Source organism: Leptospira licerasiae serovar Varillal str. VAR 010 (genome assembly GCF_000244755.1).
Taxonomy (GTDB): Bacteria; Spirochaetota; Leptospiria; order Leptospirales; family Leptospiraceae; genus Leptospira_B; species Leptospira_B licerasiae.
On sequence record NZ_AHOO02000011.1, the window covers coordinates 111636 to 130012 of the forward strand.

The window sequence follows — 18377 nt, forward strand, 5'->3', positions numbered from 1 at the left end:
TCTTTCCGATTTTTTGCGATGCAAAGAAAAATACTTTTCGTTCTAGCTCAAGTTTTACATACTCAAAGCCGCATGTTTTACGGAAGGAAATACTATCCAAATACTGAAATGTGTCGATTGTTTGTCGTATTCATTCTTGTTTTTGAAACCTTCTACGCCTGCAAGGAAGAGTTAGGAGATCCTAATCCTTATGCGGATGTTCTCGCTTCTACACCTTTATCAAAGATAGAGAACTATGTCGGGTTGGATTCTGAAGACTGGTCCTCTAGGATTTTTAATTTAGACAAACATGCCTTAGATTATGTGAATCGATTGAATCAAATAGACGGATTTACGGAATCTCCTTCGCCTATCAAGGATATAGAAAATTTCAAATCCACTCTGTTAGATGCTTTAAATTCCCAAACAAAACCGGTTTCCTCCCTTCTCAAAAACAAATTGTTCCGTATTTATATCTGCGAGAATTTAGGAGGATCTGCGGTTACTGGGATCGTACGTAAGGATGGAAAATCGATCGGAGGTTTCGTGATCTTAGATGCGAATACTCTGAATCGAAATGCAAACGATTGGATTAGTTATAAGGAAAATTCCGCATTCCAAAAGGGAGATGTCAAGTTAGGCATTCGAATAGAAGAAAAGAGACAAGATACGATAGCAAACGCACTTCATTATATTCTACTTCACGAATTCGGTCATATTTTATCGGAAACGGAAAAGATCGGTCCGAGTTTTTTTTCATCTAAAAGATCTTATGCAAATTTTGAATTTTATAAAAGAGTTTGGAAATCGGAGAAGTTCAGCTATTTGGACGATTCTATTTTTACAGTAAGACCTCAGATCCGTTTTTACTCCGAATCACTTTCTTTGGATGAGAACTGGGAGAAAATTTACCCAGTTCTTTTGGATACGCCTTTCCCTACTCTATACTCAGCAGCAAATGCAGACGATTTTTTTGCGGATTCTTTTGTTTCCTATGTTCACGTAGTCTTAGAAAAGAGACCTTGGAAATTAGAAGTATTAAAAAATAATAAAACGATTTTCAAAATGGAAAACGGTATAGAGAAAGATTCCTTGAGCACACAGAGGAAGATTATAGAAAAGATAATATTTCCTTAGGTGATTTAAAGAGAAACTAAGATGAGAGAGTCTCAGAGATTTTTTCGCACAGAGTCACGGAGTCACAGAGAGGAAAAATATACTTAGGCTCTAATTGCCACGTAGGAACTCCTACATATGTTTGAACCTCGTGTTGGAATTCCTACAAACTCAAAAACTCTGCGTCTTTGTGCCTTTGTGTGAAAAAAACTTCGCGTCTCTTTAAATCTCAGTGCGAACCTTTACAGTTTAAATTTATCCACTGACTTAAGAAGACCTTCGGATTGTTGGTGCATTTCGCCAGAATAAGAAGTGAGATCGTCAGCCCCGGAAGCAACTTCCTGGGTTCCTTCTGAAATACTCACTATCGTCTTAGTGATCTCGTCGGTTGCTCTCTTCTGTTCCTGAACTGCTTCTTCTATTTGCAAACTGAAACTCATCAAAAAGTTCGCCGATTGATGGATGTCTTGTGTGTTCTTTTCTTGGGTACGAACTGATTCCAATACCTTCTTCGCTGATAATCCGAAGGAATCCACAGAGGTCCTAAGCTTACGAAGTATATCACTTGCTTCTTTTACCTTTGTGTTACCGTTATGGACCGCATTGTTCGTGGAATCCACAAGCTCTCCTATCTCTTGCACAGAAGAAGATGTCTGGGAGGCAAGTTTACCTATCTCTTCCGCAACTACTGCAAAACCCTTACCTGCTTCTCCGGCACGCGCCGCTTCAATAGCTGCATTCAATGCAAGTAAGTTTGTCTTTTCAGAGATCTCTGTGATGATAGATAAGATCTCATTAATACGGCTAGCACTTTCCCCAATCTCATCCATTGCCTGGTTCGTTGCACCCATCGCATTCTCACCTGTCACTGCTCTCTCTTGGGATTCTGATGCTACCTGAGACAATGTCTGCATTTCATTATTAATAGTCCCGATCTGTTCACGAAGAAGAACTACGTTCGTATCTATCTCCTTCATGTTCTCTATCGCTTTCTCCATAGATCTACGGACATTCTCCGCCGATGCTGCAAGCTCTTCAACCGCTGCGGAAGATTCCTCCGCGGCAGAAGCTTGCGCCTGCGCTACATCGGAAAAATTGCGACTGGACTCCGCCATTTGATCCGAAGTGCTATTCAACTTTGTAGAAGATGTCTTAATATCCAAGATGATACGTGCAAGATTCACCTTCATCATATCCATGGATTTCAGTAGTTTCCCTATCTCATCTTCTCTTGCAATTTCTATATGAGAGGTCAGATCCCCATCTGCAATCTTCTCGGAAAAACCGATCGCCTCCAATAACCCGGTAGTAATCAGTCGGTTGAAGATCAAATTTAGAATGATCAAAATCACTACCATGATCACTAACGAGGACAAAATTGTCTGCAGGATCACTCCCCTCATATCTGACCAAAAAATAGAATCAGGGATCGATACTTCTACTGCCCAGGGTTTATCATAATTTCCTAATAAAAACGGGAAAAAATATCTAGTATGGCCAGAACCCTTGATCTGAAAATCCTCTCCTTTCAGACTTAGTTCTTTTACCTGGGTCCGAATATTTTCTTCCGGAATTGCCTTCCCCACTAAAGAAGGATCTCCTCCGTTCGCGGCATACAGTCCGTCAGGCGAAACCAAGGCGAGATAACCTTCTCCCCTAAACGGTCTGATCGGCCCCAGAAGTTCCTGGAGATTTTCCATAGCGATGTCGGTTCCGACAGTTCCTACAAATTTTCCGTTTCTTAGGATCGGCTTTACCATGGAGACCATCAGCACATCTTTTCCGCTTACTGAATACACATAAGGATCCGAGATAAAATCTTTCTGGGTCTTTTTTGGAATTCGATAATAAAAACTGATCGTATCGTCCACATCGTAAGATTCGGCAAATGTGATCTTCAGTTCGCCTGTCGCCCTATTCCAATAAGGGATAAACCTGCCTGTGGAATCATGGTAGGGAGTATTTTTATATCTCGCATCCTGTCCGTCAAAAGCGTTGGGCTCATACAATACCCAGGTCCCAAAAAAATGAGCGTCTGTTTCGGCTAACTTTTTGAGTGAAAATATCACTTCCTCTCTATTTGGATGGGAAGTTTCCAACATGAATTGAAATCCCCTTAAAGACCCCAAAACTGAATTCAGAAAATTTGAAATTTCATATTCGTAACGTTTACCGGCCATGGTAGATCCCGAATCTACCTGGGACTTCAAACTGAAATAAGAGGAAAACGAATTGATACCTGCCAGAACAAAAGATCCTGTCAAAAGTACGATCGCCAAATAAAGCGAAATCCTATATCTGATACTCATAATAAACGCCTGGGACTATATTCTATTCTGTTTTGGGAAAGGAAAAGCGAAAGATGGTGCAGCCTGGTTCACTTTCCCAATTCCAACTGCCTCCGTATTTTTTAGAAATGGAAGCGGCAACCGCAAGCCCGATGCCTGCGCCTTCTCCTTCCGATTTTCCGGAAGATAAAACTTCTCCCACTTGTTCTCTGATATTTTTGGGAATACCGGAACCGCTGTCTTCCACTTCGCAGATAATTTTGGATTCCGCATCATAGATACTTACTTTAAGTTTCCCTTCTCCTGACATCGCTTGGTACGCGTTATCCACAATCTGCGTCCAAAGTCGTACCAAATCCTCCGGAATACATCTCATAGTCGCTTCAGAGATATAATTCCTTTCGACCGTAACTCTATTCCCACCGGCGCCTTCATAAACCCCTAACACAACTTCCATTGTGTCCGAGACCTTAACCCATCTTTCTTTGTCTTCTTTAGCTATCCCGGAATAGGTTTCCAATGCGGATACGATCTTGTACATCCTATCAGTAGATCTATGAATGACTTCTTCCGAAATTTCCAGTCCTCGGACAGCCATCAAAAACTCGGAGATACGATCCCATTCAGAACACCTACATAATTGAAGAATGAACTCCGGACAATCAGCGAATCCTAACTCGGCCACGACAGCAGCCTTATCGCTCGCATTATCGATCTCTTCTTGTTTCAAAAAAGCCTCAATGGAATGCCTGGTTTCTCTGAATTTTTTGCCGATCTGTTCTTTATGATTCTCTAATGTTCTTTTTAATGTGATATTGAAAAATTCCCTTTCAGGCTCGGTAGCTTGGCTCAAATATTCGAAAAGAAAAGGAAGAAGCGCCGTAATCCTCTTTACATAAAAGGAAATATTCTCCCTGGAAGCGCCGATTGCTCCCAGTGGATTATTTATCTGATGACTGACAGCTCCCGAAATCCTACCTATCGCGGCTAATCTTTCGTTCCTTAGTAATGTTTCCTGAGCCGTTTTTAATTCGCCTAAAGCTTCCTCCAATTCTTCTTTTTGTAGGCGAATGATCTCGTTACGAGAATAGATCTCCGCAGATTCCCTTAGGATCTTTTCGGACCGGATCTGTTGATCTATCGCGGCCAGCAACTTCTCCTTCATATTTTCTAACGTAGTAAATAGATGATAGATCTCGTCTTGGAAGTTTCTAGTCGGTATCTGAACGGAATAATTCCCTGCACCTAATGAATCTGCAAAAGTAGTGGCTTCCGATAATCCTTCCGATACGTATTTGCAAAAGAACCTATCTAAAAAATACAAACATATAGGCAGAAGTGCGAATGTAATGAGTAAACATCTTAGAATGACAGGCCCAAGATCGTTCCACAAAACGGAATCCGGCACATATACTTCTATGGCCCAGTTCTTCCCGTATGTTCCCATGCTGAACGGGAATATGTAGGAATTCCCACCTTCTACTGTATATGCGAAAGGTTGTCCCGACGATAATGATTTTTGGATGGAATCTCTTACTTCATGAGTTCCTGCATTCTTACCCTGCAAAATTCCTTTGGCCCCATGAACTGCGTATTTTCCACCGGGAGAGATCAAAGCCAGATGTCCGTCACCGAACGGCCTCTTGGAAAATAGTTCTTCTTCCAGATCCGAAAGTTTGAGATCTAATCCTACGATTCCTATAAATCTGCCTTGTCGACTGATTGGTCGGATCAAGGAAATCATAAAAACGTTCACTCCTTCTAACGGATAAAAATAAGGTTCTCCGACAAAGTCGCTTAACGTAGCTTTAGGGATCTGGTAATAATTCCCACTTTCGTCGGTATTATCATAGTATACACTTTCTTCTAAGCTGATCTCATCGGGATTTTTAATACTTCTGTGAAAATACGGAACGAATCTCCCTTTGGAGTTGGAACCCTTGCGACCGATAAAATAAGCATCCTTTCCATCGAAAAGATTCGGTTCAAAAACCGCACCTGCTCCTAAAAATCTTTTATCATTTTGAAAAAGATCCACTAGATCCTTTTCAACGGATGCTCGGGAAGGGCGAGTAAGTTCCCAACGAGTTTTAACTTCTCCCACTTTGGAAATCGCTTCCGAAAAAATTTTACGAACTTCGAAGGATGCGCCTGCTGCCTTAGCAAATGCAGCTTCTTGGGAAGATACTTTGGAATCATAGAACGCAGCTACAGCTACCAACAGAGTTAGCAGGACAGAGAATGCAAATAAAACAATAGCGCAATAAAGAGAAAAGCGCGTTCGAAGGCTCATTATGCCCCCCTATTTATTTAAGGGCTGAGGTGATGGTGGTTACTAATTCTTTTTCGTCCCAAGGCTTTTTCAAGTAGCTGTATAAATTGATCTCTTTCTTTAAAGCTTCGACGGAAGCGATGTCAGCATGACCAGTGATGATGATCTTTTGGATCTCCGGATATCTTTGGTGAACGATTCTCAAAAATTCGTCTCCCTTGATATTAGGCATCAGCCAGTCGGAAATTACGATCAGGATCTTGACTCCTTCCGTTACTAATTCTTCAATGATCTGCATCGCTTCGGACGCATCTAGAGCAGTCTCATAACGATAAGTATCACCCAGATGTCTTTTGACTTGGGATTTCATACTCATCAAAATGAGCGCTTCATCATCAACAAAAAGAATCGCTTTCTCCACCGCTCCCCCGGTACCAACGTATAAATTAGACGAACAAAAACGAAAAAACCCCGGCTCAAAATCCGGAGCAAAACAAGGATACTTACTCTATAAATTATGTTTGCAACTCATTTTCGAGTTTATTCCAGGAAAGAATGAGTTGCAAGCCCAGTCGGAAAAAATAGACCGAAGTACCTACTCAATAATTTTTATCGAGACCGGGGTTATGTCGGGCGAAGGCTGCATAATCAGGTATCCTTGCGAATATTCTATGCCTAGAGAACGTACAACCTTCAGTTCCTCCGGAGTTGAAACGAATTCAGCGATTACTTTCGCTCCGATCCTATGAGCAAGTTCTGTGATTGCGGAAGTTAAGATGAATGCGGTCCGATTTCTTTCCAATGACTGGATAAATTTTCCGTCTATCTTGATGAAGTCAGGTTGGATCTCCAACAATCTGGAAAAATTCGAATGCTCCACTCCGAAATCGTCGATAGCAATTTTCGCTCCCAACTCTTTTAGTCCTGCGATCACTTTCAATCTTTCCGGATTTCCGTGAAAACTTGCGGTTTCTAAAATTTCAAAAGTCACTCTGGATGGATTGATCCCGTAATGTTCCATTCGAGAAGCTGCCCATTTCGGAAAACTCGGACTTTCTAACTCTGTCTCGGAAAGATTGATCGAGAATGAATAAGGAGAATCCGAAAATTTTCGAAGCGCTTTCTCGAAAAGAATGGGACTGATCCTTCTCAAAAGCCCTGTGGATTTTGCCAGATACAAAAAGCTCGCAGGAGCGTAAACTTTACCGTCTTCTACAATCCGAGCAAGGCATTCGAATTTTTCTACCTTACCTGTGTGATTGTCCATGATCCCTTGAAAATAAGGCACTACATTGCCGGAATGGATCGCCTGGTTCAGTCTTTTTCCCAGATCCATATTGATCTTATATAGATCTTGGTCATCCATCTTCTCAGAGTAGGAATAGATCCCCGACTCGGAATCGAATTCAGGCTCTTGGCTTGCTTTAACAAGTGCGAGTCTTGCTTTATAATACAGATCTTTTTTTCCGTTAGCTGTAGCGATGGTTGCATTGATCCGGAAAGAAATTCCGGAAGCCGTAAAATAATCGGAGCGGAGAAGTATCCTAAAGGCTATCAGATGAGGTAAGAACTCCTCTTCCGACACCTTAGAGAGGATTGCCACCTCGTCCTCATATACATGAAAAATTTCTCCGTAACTTCCCAGAATGGATTTCATCGAATCCAGGAACTTCTTCATTAAATCCTTATATAAGGAAACTCCAAAGTCCCTTGTGGTCAAGGAAGTGGATTCGATCCTTATCAATGCAAGAAGAGAATCTTCCGTATCTTCGGCTGCGATATCCAATCTTCTTCTTAAGGATTCTAGATTGGGAAGTCCAGAATCCCGATTATAAAGTAGTGCTTCTTCTAATTTTTTATTCAGTTCAAAAAGGGAAATATCAGATTCATAAGAACGGACCGCTTCTTTTACGGTCATGAGTAGATCGTTTGAGTCCCAAGGTTTAGAAAGATACCTGTATAAGTTTGCTTTGTTAAGCGCATTTCCCACCGATTCAGCACTCGCCTGTCCTGTGAGCATGATCTTTCTGGTATTAGGATTCGTTTCCTGGATGCGAATTAAGAACTCATCTCCTCTGATCCCCGGCATGACCTGATCACTTAATATCACAGGTATATGGATCCCTAACTGATTACATTCTTCTACGATCTGGAGGGCAAGCTCGGCGCTATCTGCTGCCTCAATTTGGTAACTTTTTCCGAAAGCGGATCTAAGCTGTTCTTTAAGTCCTCTCAGTATGATCAGCTCGTCGTCGACGCATAAAATTACCGATCTTTTAGGCGATTCGTCTGATGATCCATTTTCTTGGGTTTTCACGATCGGATACTCGGAGAACTTGAAATTAGACGCGGAAAAAAAGAATTTCCGGCCCGGGCCAAAGAATATTTTTTATTCTTAACGAGCATCATGATAAAGATTATTTTCGAAAACGATAAGGAAGTATTCCTCGAACCTTCCGAATTAAACAAGTCATTATTACAAATTTCCTTAGACGCAGGGATCCCTCATATACACGCATGTGGAGGTAACGCGCGTTGCTCTACTTGCAGGGTATTGATCCAAGATGGGGACGAACATCTTCTTCCCCGCAACGAAAAAGAAACGACGTTAGCTCAAAAGAAAGGTTTTCCGGATAACGTAAGACTCGCATGCCAAACTAAAACAGAGGGTGACGTAGTACTCCGAAGGTTGGTCATAGACGAAGCGGACAAGGCGCTTGCTTCTACCTTTTCGGATCTTATCTCAGGAATCGAAAAACCAGTTGCGATCTTATTCAGCGATATTAGAGGTTTCACCGGTTTTTCGGAAAGTCATTTGCCTTATGATGTAGTTCATATTCTAAACCGTTACTTTTATAGAATGGGAGATAAGGTCCTAAAATACGGAGGGATCATCGATAAATATATAGGAGACGGACTCATGGCTATCTTCGGTTTAGAAGATCCGGATCCGGTCCGAGTAAATCTAAATGCGATCCGTTCCGCGCTGGAGATGAGATCCGAATTAGAAAATCTGAATATTTATCTCCAAAATCATTTGGGTTCCGAATTCGAGATCGGGATCGGGATCAATTACGGAACTGCAATCTTAGGAAAATTAGGTCATCCTTTAAGCATGTCATTCACTGCGATAGGCGACACAGTCAACTCCGCAAGTAGGATCGAAACTACCACAAAAAAGGCAGGAGCAAAGATCTTAATTTCCGAAAAGGTTTATGAATCCGTAAAGGATAGGATCCGAAAAGGAAGAAGTTTCGAAACAAAACTGAAAGGTAAAACCGGAAATTATAGGGTCCACGAAGTATTAGGGACCAAAAACAATTGTGAAGGAAGTGTTTGGCAGGAAACGGGATATCGATTATGGGACATCATCGATCCTACGGAAGCGGGGGCTTGGCTTCGTATGGTATTTCATGCTTCCTCTATCTTTTCTGCAGATGGAGAATGGTTGGGCCTTGAAGGTTCTATCCGCTTCCCGACCATCCTAAATGACGAGAACAATCGTGGAGTCACCAAACAAATAGAATCGATTATACATTTGAAAGAAGAATTGGAAAAAGAAGGAAGAGTCGGAATTCCTTCTCTCGCAGATATGATCGCCCTTTCAGGAGCCATCGCTCTCCAAAAAGCGGGAGGACCTCAGGTCCATATTCTGCCCGGAAGAAAGGATTCCAATTATCCAAGCGGAAGAATGTTAATGCCTGTGGATAGTCCGGATGTAAAAGATTCTCTGGATTATTTTTCTATGATGGGATTTTCCGCAAGAGATACGGTTTTGCTATTGGGAGTTCACACATTGGGTTGGCATTCCAAGGGTTCTTTTACCGAGACTCCAAATATATTCAATAATCATTATTTTAGGGACCTACTCTTGGATGGCGGCGTTAGAATGCTCGCTACCGACAGGGCGCTATTAGGCTCCGAAGAGACTAAAAGAATGGTGATGGAATACGCACTTAACGAGTCCTTATTTTTCAAAGACTTCCAGAGTCTTTACCAAAGATTAGTAGAACAAAAACGATTGGAAGAATCCTGACTCCGTTTTTTTCTGGAATTAGATGAGATTCCAACCCGCTTTAGACAAAATCCCGGCTTATGAGGCCGGCAAACCGATAGAATTAGTCGTACGTGAATACGGAATTTCTCCCGAAAAAGTCCTCAAGCTTGCCTCTAATGAGAATCCTTACGGAGTATCTCCCAAGGTTTCCGAAGTCATCAAAGAAGCGGTATATAAGATGCCTTTGTATCCGGACGATTCCTATAAGGCTTTAAAGGATGCACTTGCAAAAGCTCACGGGGTAGATGAGAAAAACGTAATACAAGGGAATGGAAGCGACCAGATATTCGATTTTGCGACCAGATCGGTTTTAAGTCCCGGAGATAAGGTCCTACAAAACGGAAAAACATTCTCAATGTATTCTATTTATGCGGGGCAATGCGGTGCGGAGACGATTCAAACCGACTCGGAACTTCATGATCTAGACCAGTTTTTGGACCTATATAAAAAACATTCTCCGAAGATCATATTCATCTGTACTCCTTGTAATCCGATCGGAGATGCCTTGGATCAGTCTGATCTATACACTTTTCTCCAAAAAATCTCCTCCGATACGATGGTCGTATTGGACGCGGCTTATATGGAATTCGGAAAAACCAGAGATCCTAAAAAGGAAGTCCAAGCGGCAGATGTAATTTCAAAATTTCCTAATGTTTTGTATACTAATACGTTCTCTAAAATTTACGGATTAGGCGGAATGAGGATCGGATACGGTATCGCTTCGGAGGAAATGATCCGTGCATTCTATAAGTTGAGACCTCCGTTCAATGTTTCGCAACTTTCTCAGTTGGCGGCGACAGCGGCATTGAGCGATAGAGAGTTTGTGGAAAATTATCTGAGATCAAACTTAAAAGAAATGATCCGATACGAAGAGTTCGCAAAGAAGAAGGAACTCTTTTACTTCGAATCCTATGCTAACTTTATCACGATCAAATTAGACAAAGCGAAATTGGATTCCTCCCAAACCTTCGAAACATTGCTGAAGGAAGGGATCATTTTAAGAAATCTGAAAAGTTACGGATTGAATGCCTTGAGAATAACGGTAGGAAGGCCGGAACAGAACGACAGAGTATTAGAAAGGCTTTCGGAACTTCTATAGTCGCTTTGCTCGTGAAGCCCTCGGATTGGTTTTAATTGATAGACTATGTTTTCGTGCGGATTATAAGAAGCTCCGATACTATTTTTCGTACAGGTCTGGCCTAAGTCGGACCACTTTTTCGTTTCTGCTTTCTGCCTTTTGAGAAGAGAAATTCACAGCTTCCGAACGCGCTAGTTCCTTTCTAACTTGGATCGGTCCTGCGGATTGATACTGGCTTTTTTCGTTTTTCTCTCTTTCGGATTGAAACATTCAAAACCTCCTTTTTAGTCTTGGAAGGGTAAGACCCGCTGTTTCCATATTTAGTTTCGTCTCGAAACTGCGAATTCCTTACCGTATTATGTCAAAATTTTATAGTTCTTAATCAGCTTACTCCTTATCTACAACAACCGGATGTCTAGAATATTACAGAAAGATATTTCTTTTAAAGCGGAGGTAGGAACTCCTTTTCGAAAATCCATATCCAAACTTTCGAAAAGGAAGTTAGATCAGATTAAGCTGCAACAGAAGATCCAGATTTTTCGGATAATACTCCTACTCCGGATAAAGTATCCTTCACAGGGCAGATCCTTTCTATATGAGCAAGTAGTGAATCCACATTTTCTTTAGGAGAATCCGTTTGGATATCCACCCTATAACGGATCTGAGAAAATCCAGGGCGCACGGGGGCCAACTCTTGGAATCCGTCCAGATCCAGGTCTCCTTCCACGAATACGTGGAAATCCTTCAATTCTACCTTATGAGCCGGAGCATAAAGAGAAACCAAGACTCCGACACAACTTGCAAGTCCACCTAACACGAGTTCAACTGGATTCGGTCCTTGGTCCGTCCCGCCTAAAATTTCAGGTTCGTCCACCACCCATTTATGATTCCTGGATTGTAGGTTTAATTTTAAACCTCCCGCCCAAGAAGCCTTACTTTCAAATACAGTATTCGCCATTTCTTCCTCCCGAAGTTGGAATCATTCGGGACTTTAGAATATAGACGGAAAGAATTTAATATGCTATTACAGAAATTTAAGACGCTTTATTGAACAAAAGAATAGACTCTTGCCCAATCACTTAGTCTTACATTTTTTCGCCGGGTAATTTAATAGCCTGTTTGATCCAAGAAGAAAGTTGGGTCTCGTCAATTTGGTCCTTCTCTTTGATGTCCAGATAACGAACTTCCTTTTGTTTGGATTCACCGGGTGGAAGCGGTTGCAGATAACTTCCTTTAAAGAATGCAACCTTAACATATTTATTAAATACATGAATTCCTAAAAACCAGCCATCTCCTTTGATTCCATATAAAGGAGAGTTCCATTTTACTGCCTTATATACGTAAGGAACCGTGCGAGTTATAATTTCGTCCAGTTTACGGCCAATATCCTTTTTCCAACCCGGCAAGGCGGAGATATATTCCTGGACAGGGCCGTCTCCATCACCTTTTGCGATTTGGGGATTTCCACCGGAAAGTAAGACAGGTTGCTTCTTCTTAATTACAGTCTTCTTTGCAGTTGCCTTGTTTGGTTTAGCTGATTTTTTAGCAGAAGGTTTTGTGGATTTTTTCTTTGCTGCAGTCTTTTTCTTAATCATCTAATCCCTTGCCTTTCAGAATATGAGGGATGTATTTTTGTATCCTCGCCTCTCTGGTCTTAGATTGTTTTGCGGAAGAAAAATGAAGAAGGTAACCTCTTTGCCTACCCGGAGTCAAAGAATCAAAAGCCGATTTTAAGTCCGGAGATTCCTCTAGTTTGTTTAGGAATTCTTCCGGCATATCAAATTCTTTGGTCTTTTTGAAATTTACTTTCTGACCCGACTTTTCCACATCGATCGCATTTTTGATATAAGCTTTTAAAGAAGTTTTGAGTTTATCTATTTCCTTTAGATTTGTAAATCGTATCTGGCGAGCGGACTGGACATTCTTAGTCTGTTGGATAAGTATTCCTTTAGGATCTTTTAACAAAGCACCCTTAAAAAACAAGAACGCACAATATTCCTTAAATCCATGTATCAAAACTATATTATTGTTTTGGGATGTATAACAAGGTTGACCCCATTTTAATTCTTCGGTAAGCCCGGAAGCTAAGGCAATTTTACGTAATGCCTCATATTCTTCCTTCCATTGTTTTGCCTTATTAAAAAAGAAATCAACCTTAGGATTCATTTTGATTACCCTTGTAATTTTCTGTCAGCCGGTCGGAAATGCCAGGAGACTACCGTAAGTACGAGCAATAATACCGGGCCAAAATATTCTTTTGCTCCATCTCCTGCCGCAAAATGAGAGAACACTGCTCCAGACATTGTAAAGAAAAATCCGGCATAAGCCCATTCCTTTACTAAAGGATATTTGGGAACAAGCACCGCAATCACACCTAACAATTTCCAGACGCCTAATATGATGAGCAAATAGGCAGGATAGCCAAGATGTGCAAACATATCAACTTCTTCTTTCATTTGGATCACCTGTACGATCCCAGTCGATACCATTCCTAGGGAAAGCCAAGCGGTAGCGATCCAATATATTACTTTGTTTCTCATGTCCAATATCCTATTTTAATTTATTTGCAACTTCTTGTAATCTGTTATGAGCCATATTGATACCTTGTGCAAAAGGCAGTTTTAATAATTGGTCTCTGAATGAAACGGACTTAAATATTATTTGCATAGTAAGTTTACTTTTCTCTTCTCCCAACGACTCGAATTCCAAAAATTCAAGCTGAGGCGGGAACGGAGAATTTTCCATTTCAAAAGTGCGGACGATCTTTTGTTCCGCAATGATTTCATGGATAACTCCGTTGAATCCATGCTTGTTACCATGAGGATCAGTGGTCTCAAATTGCCAACTCCCGTGCTTTTTTCCTTCTAATTTAAGGACTTTTGTCCCCATCCATTCTTCTACTATCTCAGGTTCTATATGCGCCTTAAAAAGTAGATCGACCGGAAGATCGAATTCCCTTGTGATCAGCAATTCTTGCCTTCCATCTTCTGCATCAATTTTGGTTTTTCTTTCCATATTCTATTTTCTTGATTTATATTTTTTCATTACAGATTCGAGTTTATTAAATCGATCGTCCCACATATTACGGAACGGTTCTATAAAGTCGGCAATTTCCTTCATTTTATTCGCATCCAATCGGTAATAAATTTCCCTACCGTTTTGCTCCTGTTTTAGCAATTCGCACTCGGTGAGTATTTGTAGATGTCTGGATACGGTTGGTCTGGCCGTGTCAAAATTTGAAGCAATTGCCCCCGCGGTCATCGCCTGAGAAGCCACTAACAGGAGTATTGCCCTTCTTGTAGGGTCTGCTATGGCTTGGAAAACATCTCTTCTTAAATTCATTATGTAGCCACTTAACTACAAAATTAAATGTAGCCATTCGACTACGCAACAAATTTTTGGATTTTCTACAAAGGAATAAAAGGGATTGCGATGTTGGAACTCCTACACGGATTTTAAGAAGCGATTTGGTTGACGAAGGTAGGATTTTGTGATACGTAAAACGCTCGCTCCCACGGGCCACTCCCCCCAATCCCAATGCAGGGTGGGGGCGCTCTTCACTTTATGTTGGAATTCCTACAGTCGATATCTTCTCTGCTTTGGCGCTTGGTCTTGGAAAAAGACGAGTTGTTTATTCGTAATTTTTGCCGGAAATTTTTTTCCAAATAGAGGCAAGATGTTCTTTGATCTTTCCTTCCATTCCATTTTTGGTAGGTTTATAAAATTGAGGAGGATTGTCCGAAAGATCATCCGGAAAATACGAGAAAGGCACAAATCCACCAAAGTCATGGGGATACTTGTAACCCTGAGCCGCTCCTTCTTTTTTATGGGTGGCAGTGGGAGCATTTCGGAGCCGATTGGGGATCTTCAAACTTGGCCCTCTTTCTTTTACGAAAGATAATGCAGAACCTATTCCTAAGTAAGACGCGTTCGATTTTGGACAGGAAGCCAAGAACGTTGTGACCTGTCCTAAAATGATCCTTCCTTCCGGCATTCCAATCGTTTCCAGAGCATGAAGTCCCGCTACAGCCAAAGGTAAACCATGCACGGAAGCATTTCCGATATCTTCCGAAGCCAGGATAATAAGTCTTCTTGCGATAAAAAGCGGATCTTCCCCACCTTCTAACATCATTGCGAGATAGAATAAAGCGGCGTCGGGATCACTTCCTCTAACAGACTTGATGAATGCGGAGATCACGTCGTAATGACTTTCTCCGCTTTGGTCGTATTCGATGACTCTACTTTCTAAAAACGTTTCTATATCGGAAGCTTCTATCAGAGCTCCGGGATCCCTGGAAAGAACAAGGCCTTCTAAATTAGAGAGAAGTTTTCTGGCATCCCCTCCTGAATAACGGACCAAAAGAGAACTTGCTTCTTTTGTAATATTCGGTTTTGGATCTAAGGATTCAATTCCTCTGGAAAGAATTTCTAAAAGATCATTCTCTCCAAGCGGCTCTAGTTTGAGCACTTGGCATCTGGACAATAAGGGTCTCGTGATCCTGAAAGATGGATTTTCAGTAGTGGCGCCGATAAGAACTATACCTCCGGTCTCCACTCCCTTTAATAAACTGTCTTGCTGAGAAGAACTGAATCTATGAATCTCATCCAGAAAGAGAAGGATACTTCCTTCCTTCTCTGATCTCTCTAATAATTTTTTAATATCTGCGACGCCAGTGGTGACTGCGTTATATTCTACGAAAGGAAGTTTCCAGGTATTACCTAAGATCCTAGCAATCGTAGATTTTCCTGTTCCAGGAGGTCCATATAAAAGAATACTTACAGGCTCTTTATATTTTTGTAATTGAAGCTTTGCCTTTTCCTGTCCTATGACCTGAGCAAACGAGTTAGGTCTGATCTTATGGGGAAGAGGTGCTCTTTCAAATAGACTGCCCAATTTCTTCTTCCAATTCTCTTTGGACCTTACGTATGCAGGAACGGATTGTAGAATTGCATACGTCGCAGGCGCTATGACAGCATACTAAGGATTGTTCTCTGATCTTTCCATCCAATACGTTCTCCACCAATTCGGAAATACGGACCGGCAAACCGAACCAATCCAAATTTTCTAAGATCAGTTCTTTTCTGGTTTTAGGAATGAGTCTGGGAGAATCGTCCTTCATCTAAACTTTTGTACCTTTGGTTCTACTTAGCGTCAATCCGAATGTTTAGATCCCGATCCATCCGCCTTTTATTAGATAGTAATATAGAATAAAGCGAGGGATCCTAAATAGCGCCGCCGCAAAAAAATGATCCAGTCTCATCTTCATCACCCCTGCTGCGACAGAGGTCCAGGAATAAGGCAAAGGAGTAAGCGCTGCAAGAACCACCGCCCAGAATCCGAATCTTTTTACGTAAACTTCCAACTTCTCTTCGTGATTTCGAATAAACTTAGAGAATACGGTTAACTTAGGAAGCAAGAATCTTCCCTGGGAATAAGAACATCCTCCTGCAAGTAAAGACCCGAAAGAAGCGAAGAAGATTACCCAAAAATCAGGCATCTTTGCAGCTACAGCCAAGATCAAAAACGTATCCGGAGGAAAGAATACATGCACCGAATCCGCAACGAATATAGAAAGCCCTACTCCCCATACTCCAGTGTAATCCAAAAAGAGACCCGCGACCTGAGTAACTCTTTCATTAAAAAATCTTGCGAGAACCAAAACGATCAATAACAAGATCACGCTCGCTATCAATGTTTGTCGGACCAAGGAGGAGATTACATTCTCCGTGGAGTTTTTAAGTTCTTGGGATTCGGTTTTCAAATTTTACCTGCGATGAAACATTCTTTCCAGATCTTCTCTGGTTAATTTGACCAAGGTTGGTCTTCCATGAGGACAACGCGAAGGATTCTCACAATAACTCAAACGGTTGAGCATCTCAGCTATCAAATGATCCGAAAGTTGATCTCCCTTTTTAACCGCGGATCTACAAGCCACACATTTTGCCATAAGATCGTATAACTCAGGCTCCGGAACTTCTTTGCCTCCGGTCCGATTTAAAAAATCCAACACGATCTCTTTTTCATGTCCGGGCAAAAAGTATCCCGGAACTTCTCGAAGTACCATTGTGTCATCTCCGAGCGAGTCTAATTTCAAACCGACTTCTTGGTATTCTACCAATCTTTCCTTGATATCTTCCGCTTCTTGTTTTGAAACGGGGATACGGATAGGTGTAAGAAGCGGTTGGATTCCGTAATTTTTCTTTTTCAGTTTTCGTAATACTTCTTCGTAACGTATCCTTTCGTGAGCGGTATGTTGGTCTATAATATAAAAACCGTCTTCTCCTTCCGCCAAGATAAACGTTTCAAATAGAAGTCCGAAATGTTTTTTAGGAATAAACTCGGAATGTTTGATCGGAATATCAGTCAGGTCATCCAATCTGGATCCGGGGCCAACTGCTTCTACAGGAAAAGAAGGAGAGTATTTTACTTCTTCGTATAAGGACGAACCCAAAAGTTGCTGCTCTGTCCCTGCCGGAGAAGGACCTGAGAAAGAATATAATGTGGATTCCATCTTTTTAGGCTCCGGTCTTAAAAGCCTGTTTTTCAATTCTAAAAAGCTGACAGGTGTGCTGGATCTAAGTTCTCTTTGGATCAACTGCAAGAAGAATGTATTAAATCCTTCTTCGTCCAGGAAACGGATCTCTTTTTTAGCGGGATGGACATTTACATCTATAGATTCAGGATCTACTTCGAAGAATAAAAAACAATACGGATGCGCGTTCGGAGGAATCAGTTCATCATAACATTTTTTTAATAGATGAGACGAATACTTGATCTCCACAGGTCTTCCGTTCACAAAAATGAATTGGCCAGTGCGGTTGGATTTATAAAAATCAGGATCGCTGATATAACCTCTAGCCTTCCAACCCTTTTTCTCCAGTTGGACTTCCAACAAGTGGTCCCTGAAATTTTCTCCAAACAGGTCGATGATCCTTTCTTTTTTATTCTTAGGAGGAAGTCTATAGATCTCCTTATGATCCTGCACGAACCTAAATCGAATATCTTCTCTTGCAAGCGCCTGGACTGTTACTTTGTCACGGATCTTTTTGTCTTCGGAGCGAACCGATTTTAAAAATTTTCTTCGAACAGGAGTATTATAGAATAGATCCTCGACCAGTATCTTAGTTCCTTGGAAACCCGGAATTGCTTCTTTGGAAAGTATCTGTCCTTTTTCCGCCCTCACCTTCCAAGCGGTAGGAAGTCCGGTTCCGGTCTCTATAGTGAGTTTAGAAACGGAAGCAATGGATGCCAACGCTTCTCCTCTAAATCCGTAAGAAGAAACTAATTCAAGATCTTTTAATGTACGGATCTTACTTGTAGCATGTCTTTGGATTGCAAGCGGGATATCCTCTTCTTCTATCCCGGATCCATTATCAGAAAGAAGGAGCGAGGTCAGGCCTCCGTCCCTGGATTCCACTTCGATCGTGTCCGCACCTGCGTCCACTGAGTTCTCCATCATTTCTTTCAAAACGGAGTGAGCGGATTCTATCACTTCGCCGGCGGCGATTTGGTTGATTAGTTCCGGACTGAGTTCTTGGATCCTTCCCATATAGTTTGGACCCAGCTTGGAAGGGGGAAATCTTATG

At 41.5% G+C, this 18377-nt stretch carries 18 protein-coding genes; 3 read left to right on the plus strand and 15 right to left on the minus strand.

Translation table 11 applies throughout. The features are described from left to right. Positions 1-18 precede the first annotated feature (18 nt). Positions 19-1116, plus strand: coding sequence for a hypothetical protein (locus tag LEP1GSC185_RS13080; protein ID WP_008597039.1), 1098 nt, complete (start codon positions 19-21; stop codon positions 1114-1116). A gap of 221 nt (positions 1117-1337) precedes the next feature. On the opposite strand, the gene LEP1GSC185_RS13085 is transcribed toward LEP1GSC185_RS13080, so the two are convergent. From LEP1GSC185_RS13085 to LEP1GSC185_RS13100, 4 genes are all read right to left on the minus strand, one after another. Then, on the minus strand, positions 1338-3404 hold the full coding sequence (locus LEP1GSC185_RS13085) for a methyl-accepting chemotaxis protein (RefSeq protein ID WP_008596939.1): 2067 nt from the start codon (positions 3402-3404) through the stop codon (positions 1338-1340). A 22-nt stretch (positions 3405-3426) separates the two neighbouring features. Further along, positions 3427-5676 (minus strand): ATP-binding protein, encoded by a 2250-nt coding sequence (locus LEP1GSC185_RS13090; RefSeq protein ID WP_008596956.1) that lies wholly within the window; start codon positions 5674-5676, stop codon positions 3427-3429. 13 nt (positions 5677-5689) lie between these two features. Beyond that, complete coding sequence (locus LEP1GSC185_RS13095) at positions 5690-6076, minus strand: response regulator (protein ID WP_008597002.1); 387 nt, start codon at positions 6074-6076, stop codon at positions 5690-5692. Between the two features lie 174 nt (positions 6077-6250). Further along, positions 6251-7972 carry an EAL domain-containing protein gene (locus LEP1GSC185_RS13100; RefSeq protein WP_008594453.1) on the minus strand — a complete coding sequence of 574 codons (1722 nt, stop codon included), beginning with the start codon at positions 7970-7972 and terminating at the stop codon, positions 6251-6253. Positions 7973-8062: 90 nt separating this feature from the next. On the opposite strand from LEP1GSC185_RS13100, the gene LEP1GSC185_RS13105 reads away from it, so the two are divergent. Both LEP1GSC185_RS13105 and hisC read left to right on the plus strand, forming a co-directional pair. Beyond that, a complete protein-coding gene (locus LEP1GSC185_RS13105) occupies positions 8063-9691 on the plus strand; it encodes a peroxidase family protein (RefSeq protein WP_024864033.1) in 1629 nt (542 codons plus the stop codon). A gap of 22 nt (positions 9692-9713) precedes the next feature. Beyond that, positions 9714-10811, plus strand: coding sequence for a histidinol-phosphate transaminase (gene hisC / locus LEP1GSC185_RS13110; RefSeq protein ID WP_008594751.1), 1098 nt, complete (start codon positions 9714-9716; stop codon positions 10809-10811). Positions 10812-10889: 78 nt separating this feature from the next. Here the strand turns inward: hisC and LEP1GSC185_RS20045 are convergent, their stop codons facing one another. The 11 genes from LEP1GSC185_RS20045 to mutL form a co-directional block, all read right to left on the minus strand. Beyond that, on the minus strand, positions 10890-11060 hold the full coding sequence (locus tag LEP1GSC185_RS20045) for a hypothetical protein (protein WP_008594014.1): 171 nt from the start codon (positions 11058-11060) through the stop codon (positions 10890-10892). 241 nt (positions 11061-11301) lie between these two features. Further along, entirely contained in the window at positions 11302-11748 is a 447-nt protein-coding gene (locus LEP1GSC185_RS13115; protein ID WP_008595170.1) for an OsmC family protein, read from the minus strand. 127 nt (positions 11749-11875) lie between these two features. Further along, positions 11876-12385 (minus strand): DUF1801 domain-containing protein, encoded by a 510-nt coding sequence (locus tag LEP1GSC185_RS13120; RefSeq protein WP_008593532.1) that lies wholly within the window; start codon positions 12383-12385, stop codon positions 11876-11878. Beyond that, a complete protein-coding gene (locus LEP1GSC185_RS13125) occupies positions 12378-12956 on the minus strand; it encodes a YdeI/OmpD-associated family protein (RefSeq protein ID WP_008594980.1) in 579 nt (192 codons plus the stop codon). The genes LEP1GSC185_RS13120 and LEP1GSC185_RS13125 overlap by 8 nt, the downstream gene beginning before the upstream one ends. Positions 12957-12961: 5 nt before the next feature. Next, the gene (locus LEP1GSC185_RS13130; RefSeq protein WP_008594312.1) at positions 12962-13330 is read right to left on the minus strand and encodes a DoxX family protein; all 369 of its coding nucleotides are present in this window, start codon (positions 13328-13330) and stop codon (positions 12962-12964) included. A 10-nt stretch (positions 13331-13340) separates the two neighbouring features. Then, positions 13341-13805 (minus strand): SRPBCC domain-containing protein, encoded by a 465-nt coding sequence (locus LEP1GSC185_RS13135; protein ID WP_008595288.1) that lies wholly within the window; start codon positions 13803-13805, stop codon positions 13341-13343. 3 nt (positions 13806-13808) lie between these two features. After that, entirely contained in the window at positions 13809-14132 is a 324-nt protein-coding gene (locus LEP1GSC185_RS13140) for an ArsR/SmtB family transcription factor (protein ID WP_010514354.1), read from the minus strand. Positions 14133-14421: 289 nt separating this feature from the next. Continuing rightward, a complete protein-coding gene (locus LEP1GSC185_RS13145; RefSeq protein ID WP_008594657.1) occupies positions 14422-15684 on the minus strand; it encodes a replication-associated recombination protein A in 1263 nt (420 codons plus the stop codon). After that, positions 15668-15910: a hypothetical protein gene (locus tag LEP1GSC185_RS13150; protein ID WP_008594763.1), complete on the minus strand. Its 243-nt coding sequence runs from the start codon at positions 15908-15910 to the stop codon at positions 15668-15670. Before LEP1GSC185_RS13150 ends, LEP1GSC185_RS13145 begins: the two co-directional genes overlap by 17 nt. Positions 15911-15955: 45 nt before the next feature. Beyond that, positions 15956-16552, minus strand: a complete 597-nt coding sequence (locus LEP1GSC185_RS13155; protein ID WP_008593985.1) for a YqaA family protein — start codon at positions 16550-16552, stop codon at positions 15956-15958. Positions 16553-16555: 3 nt separating this feature from the next. After that, entirely contained in the window at positions 16556-18340 is a 1785-nt protein-coding gene (gene mutL / locus LEP1GSC185_RS13160) for a DNA mismatch repair endonuclease MutL (protein ID WP_008595017.1), read from the minus strand. Positions 18341-18377 lie beyond the last annotated feature (37 nt).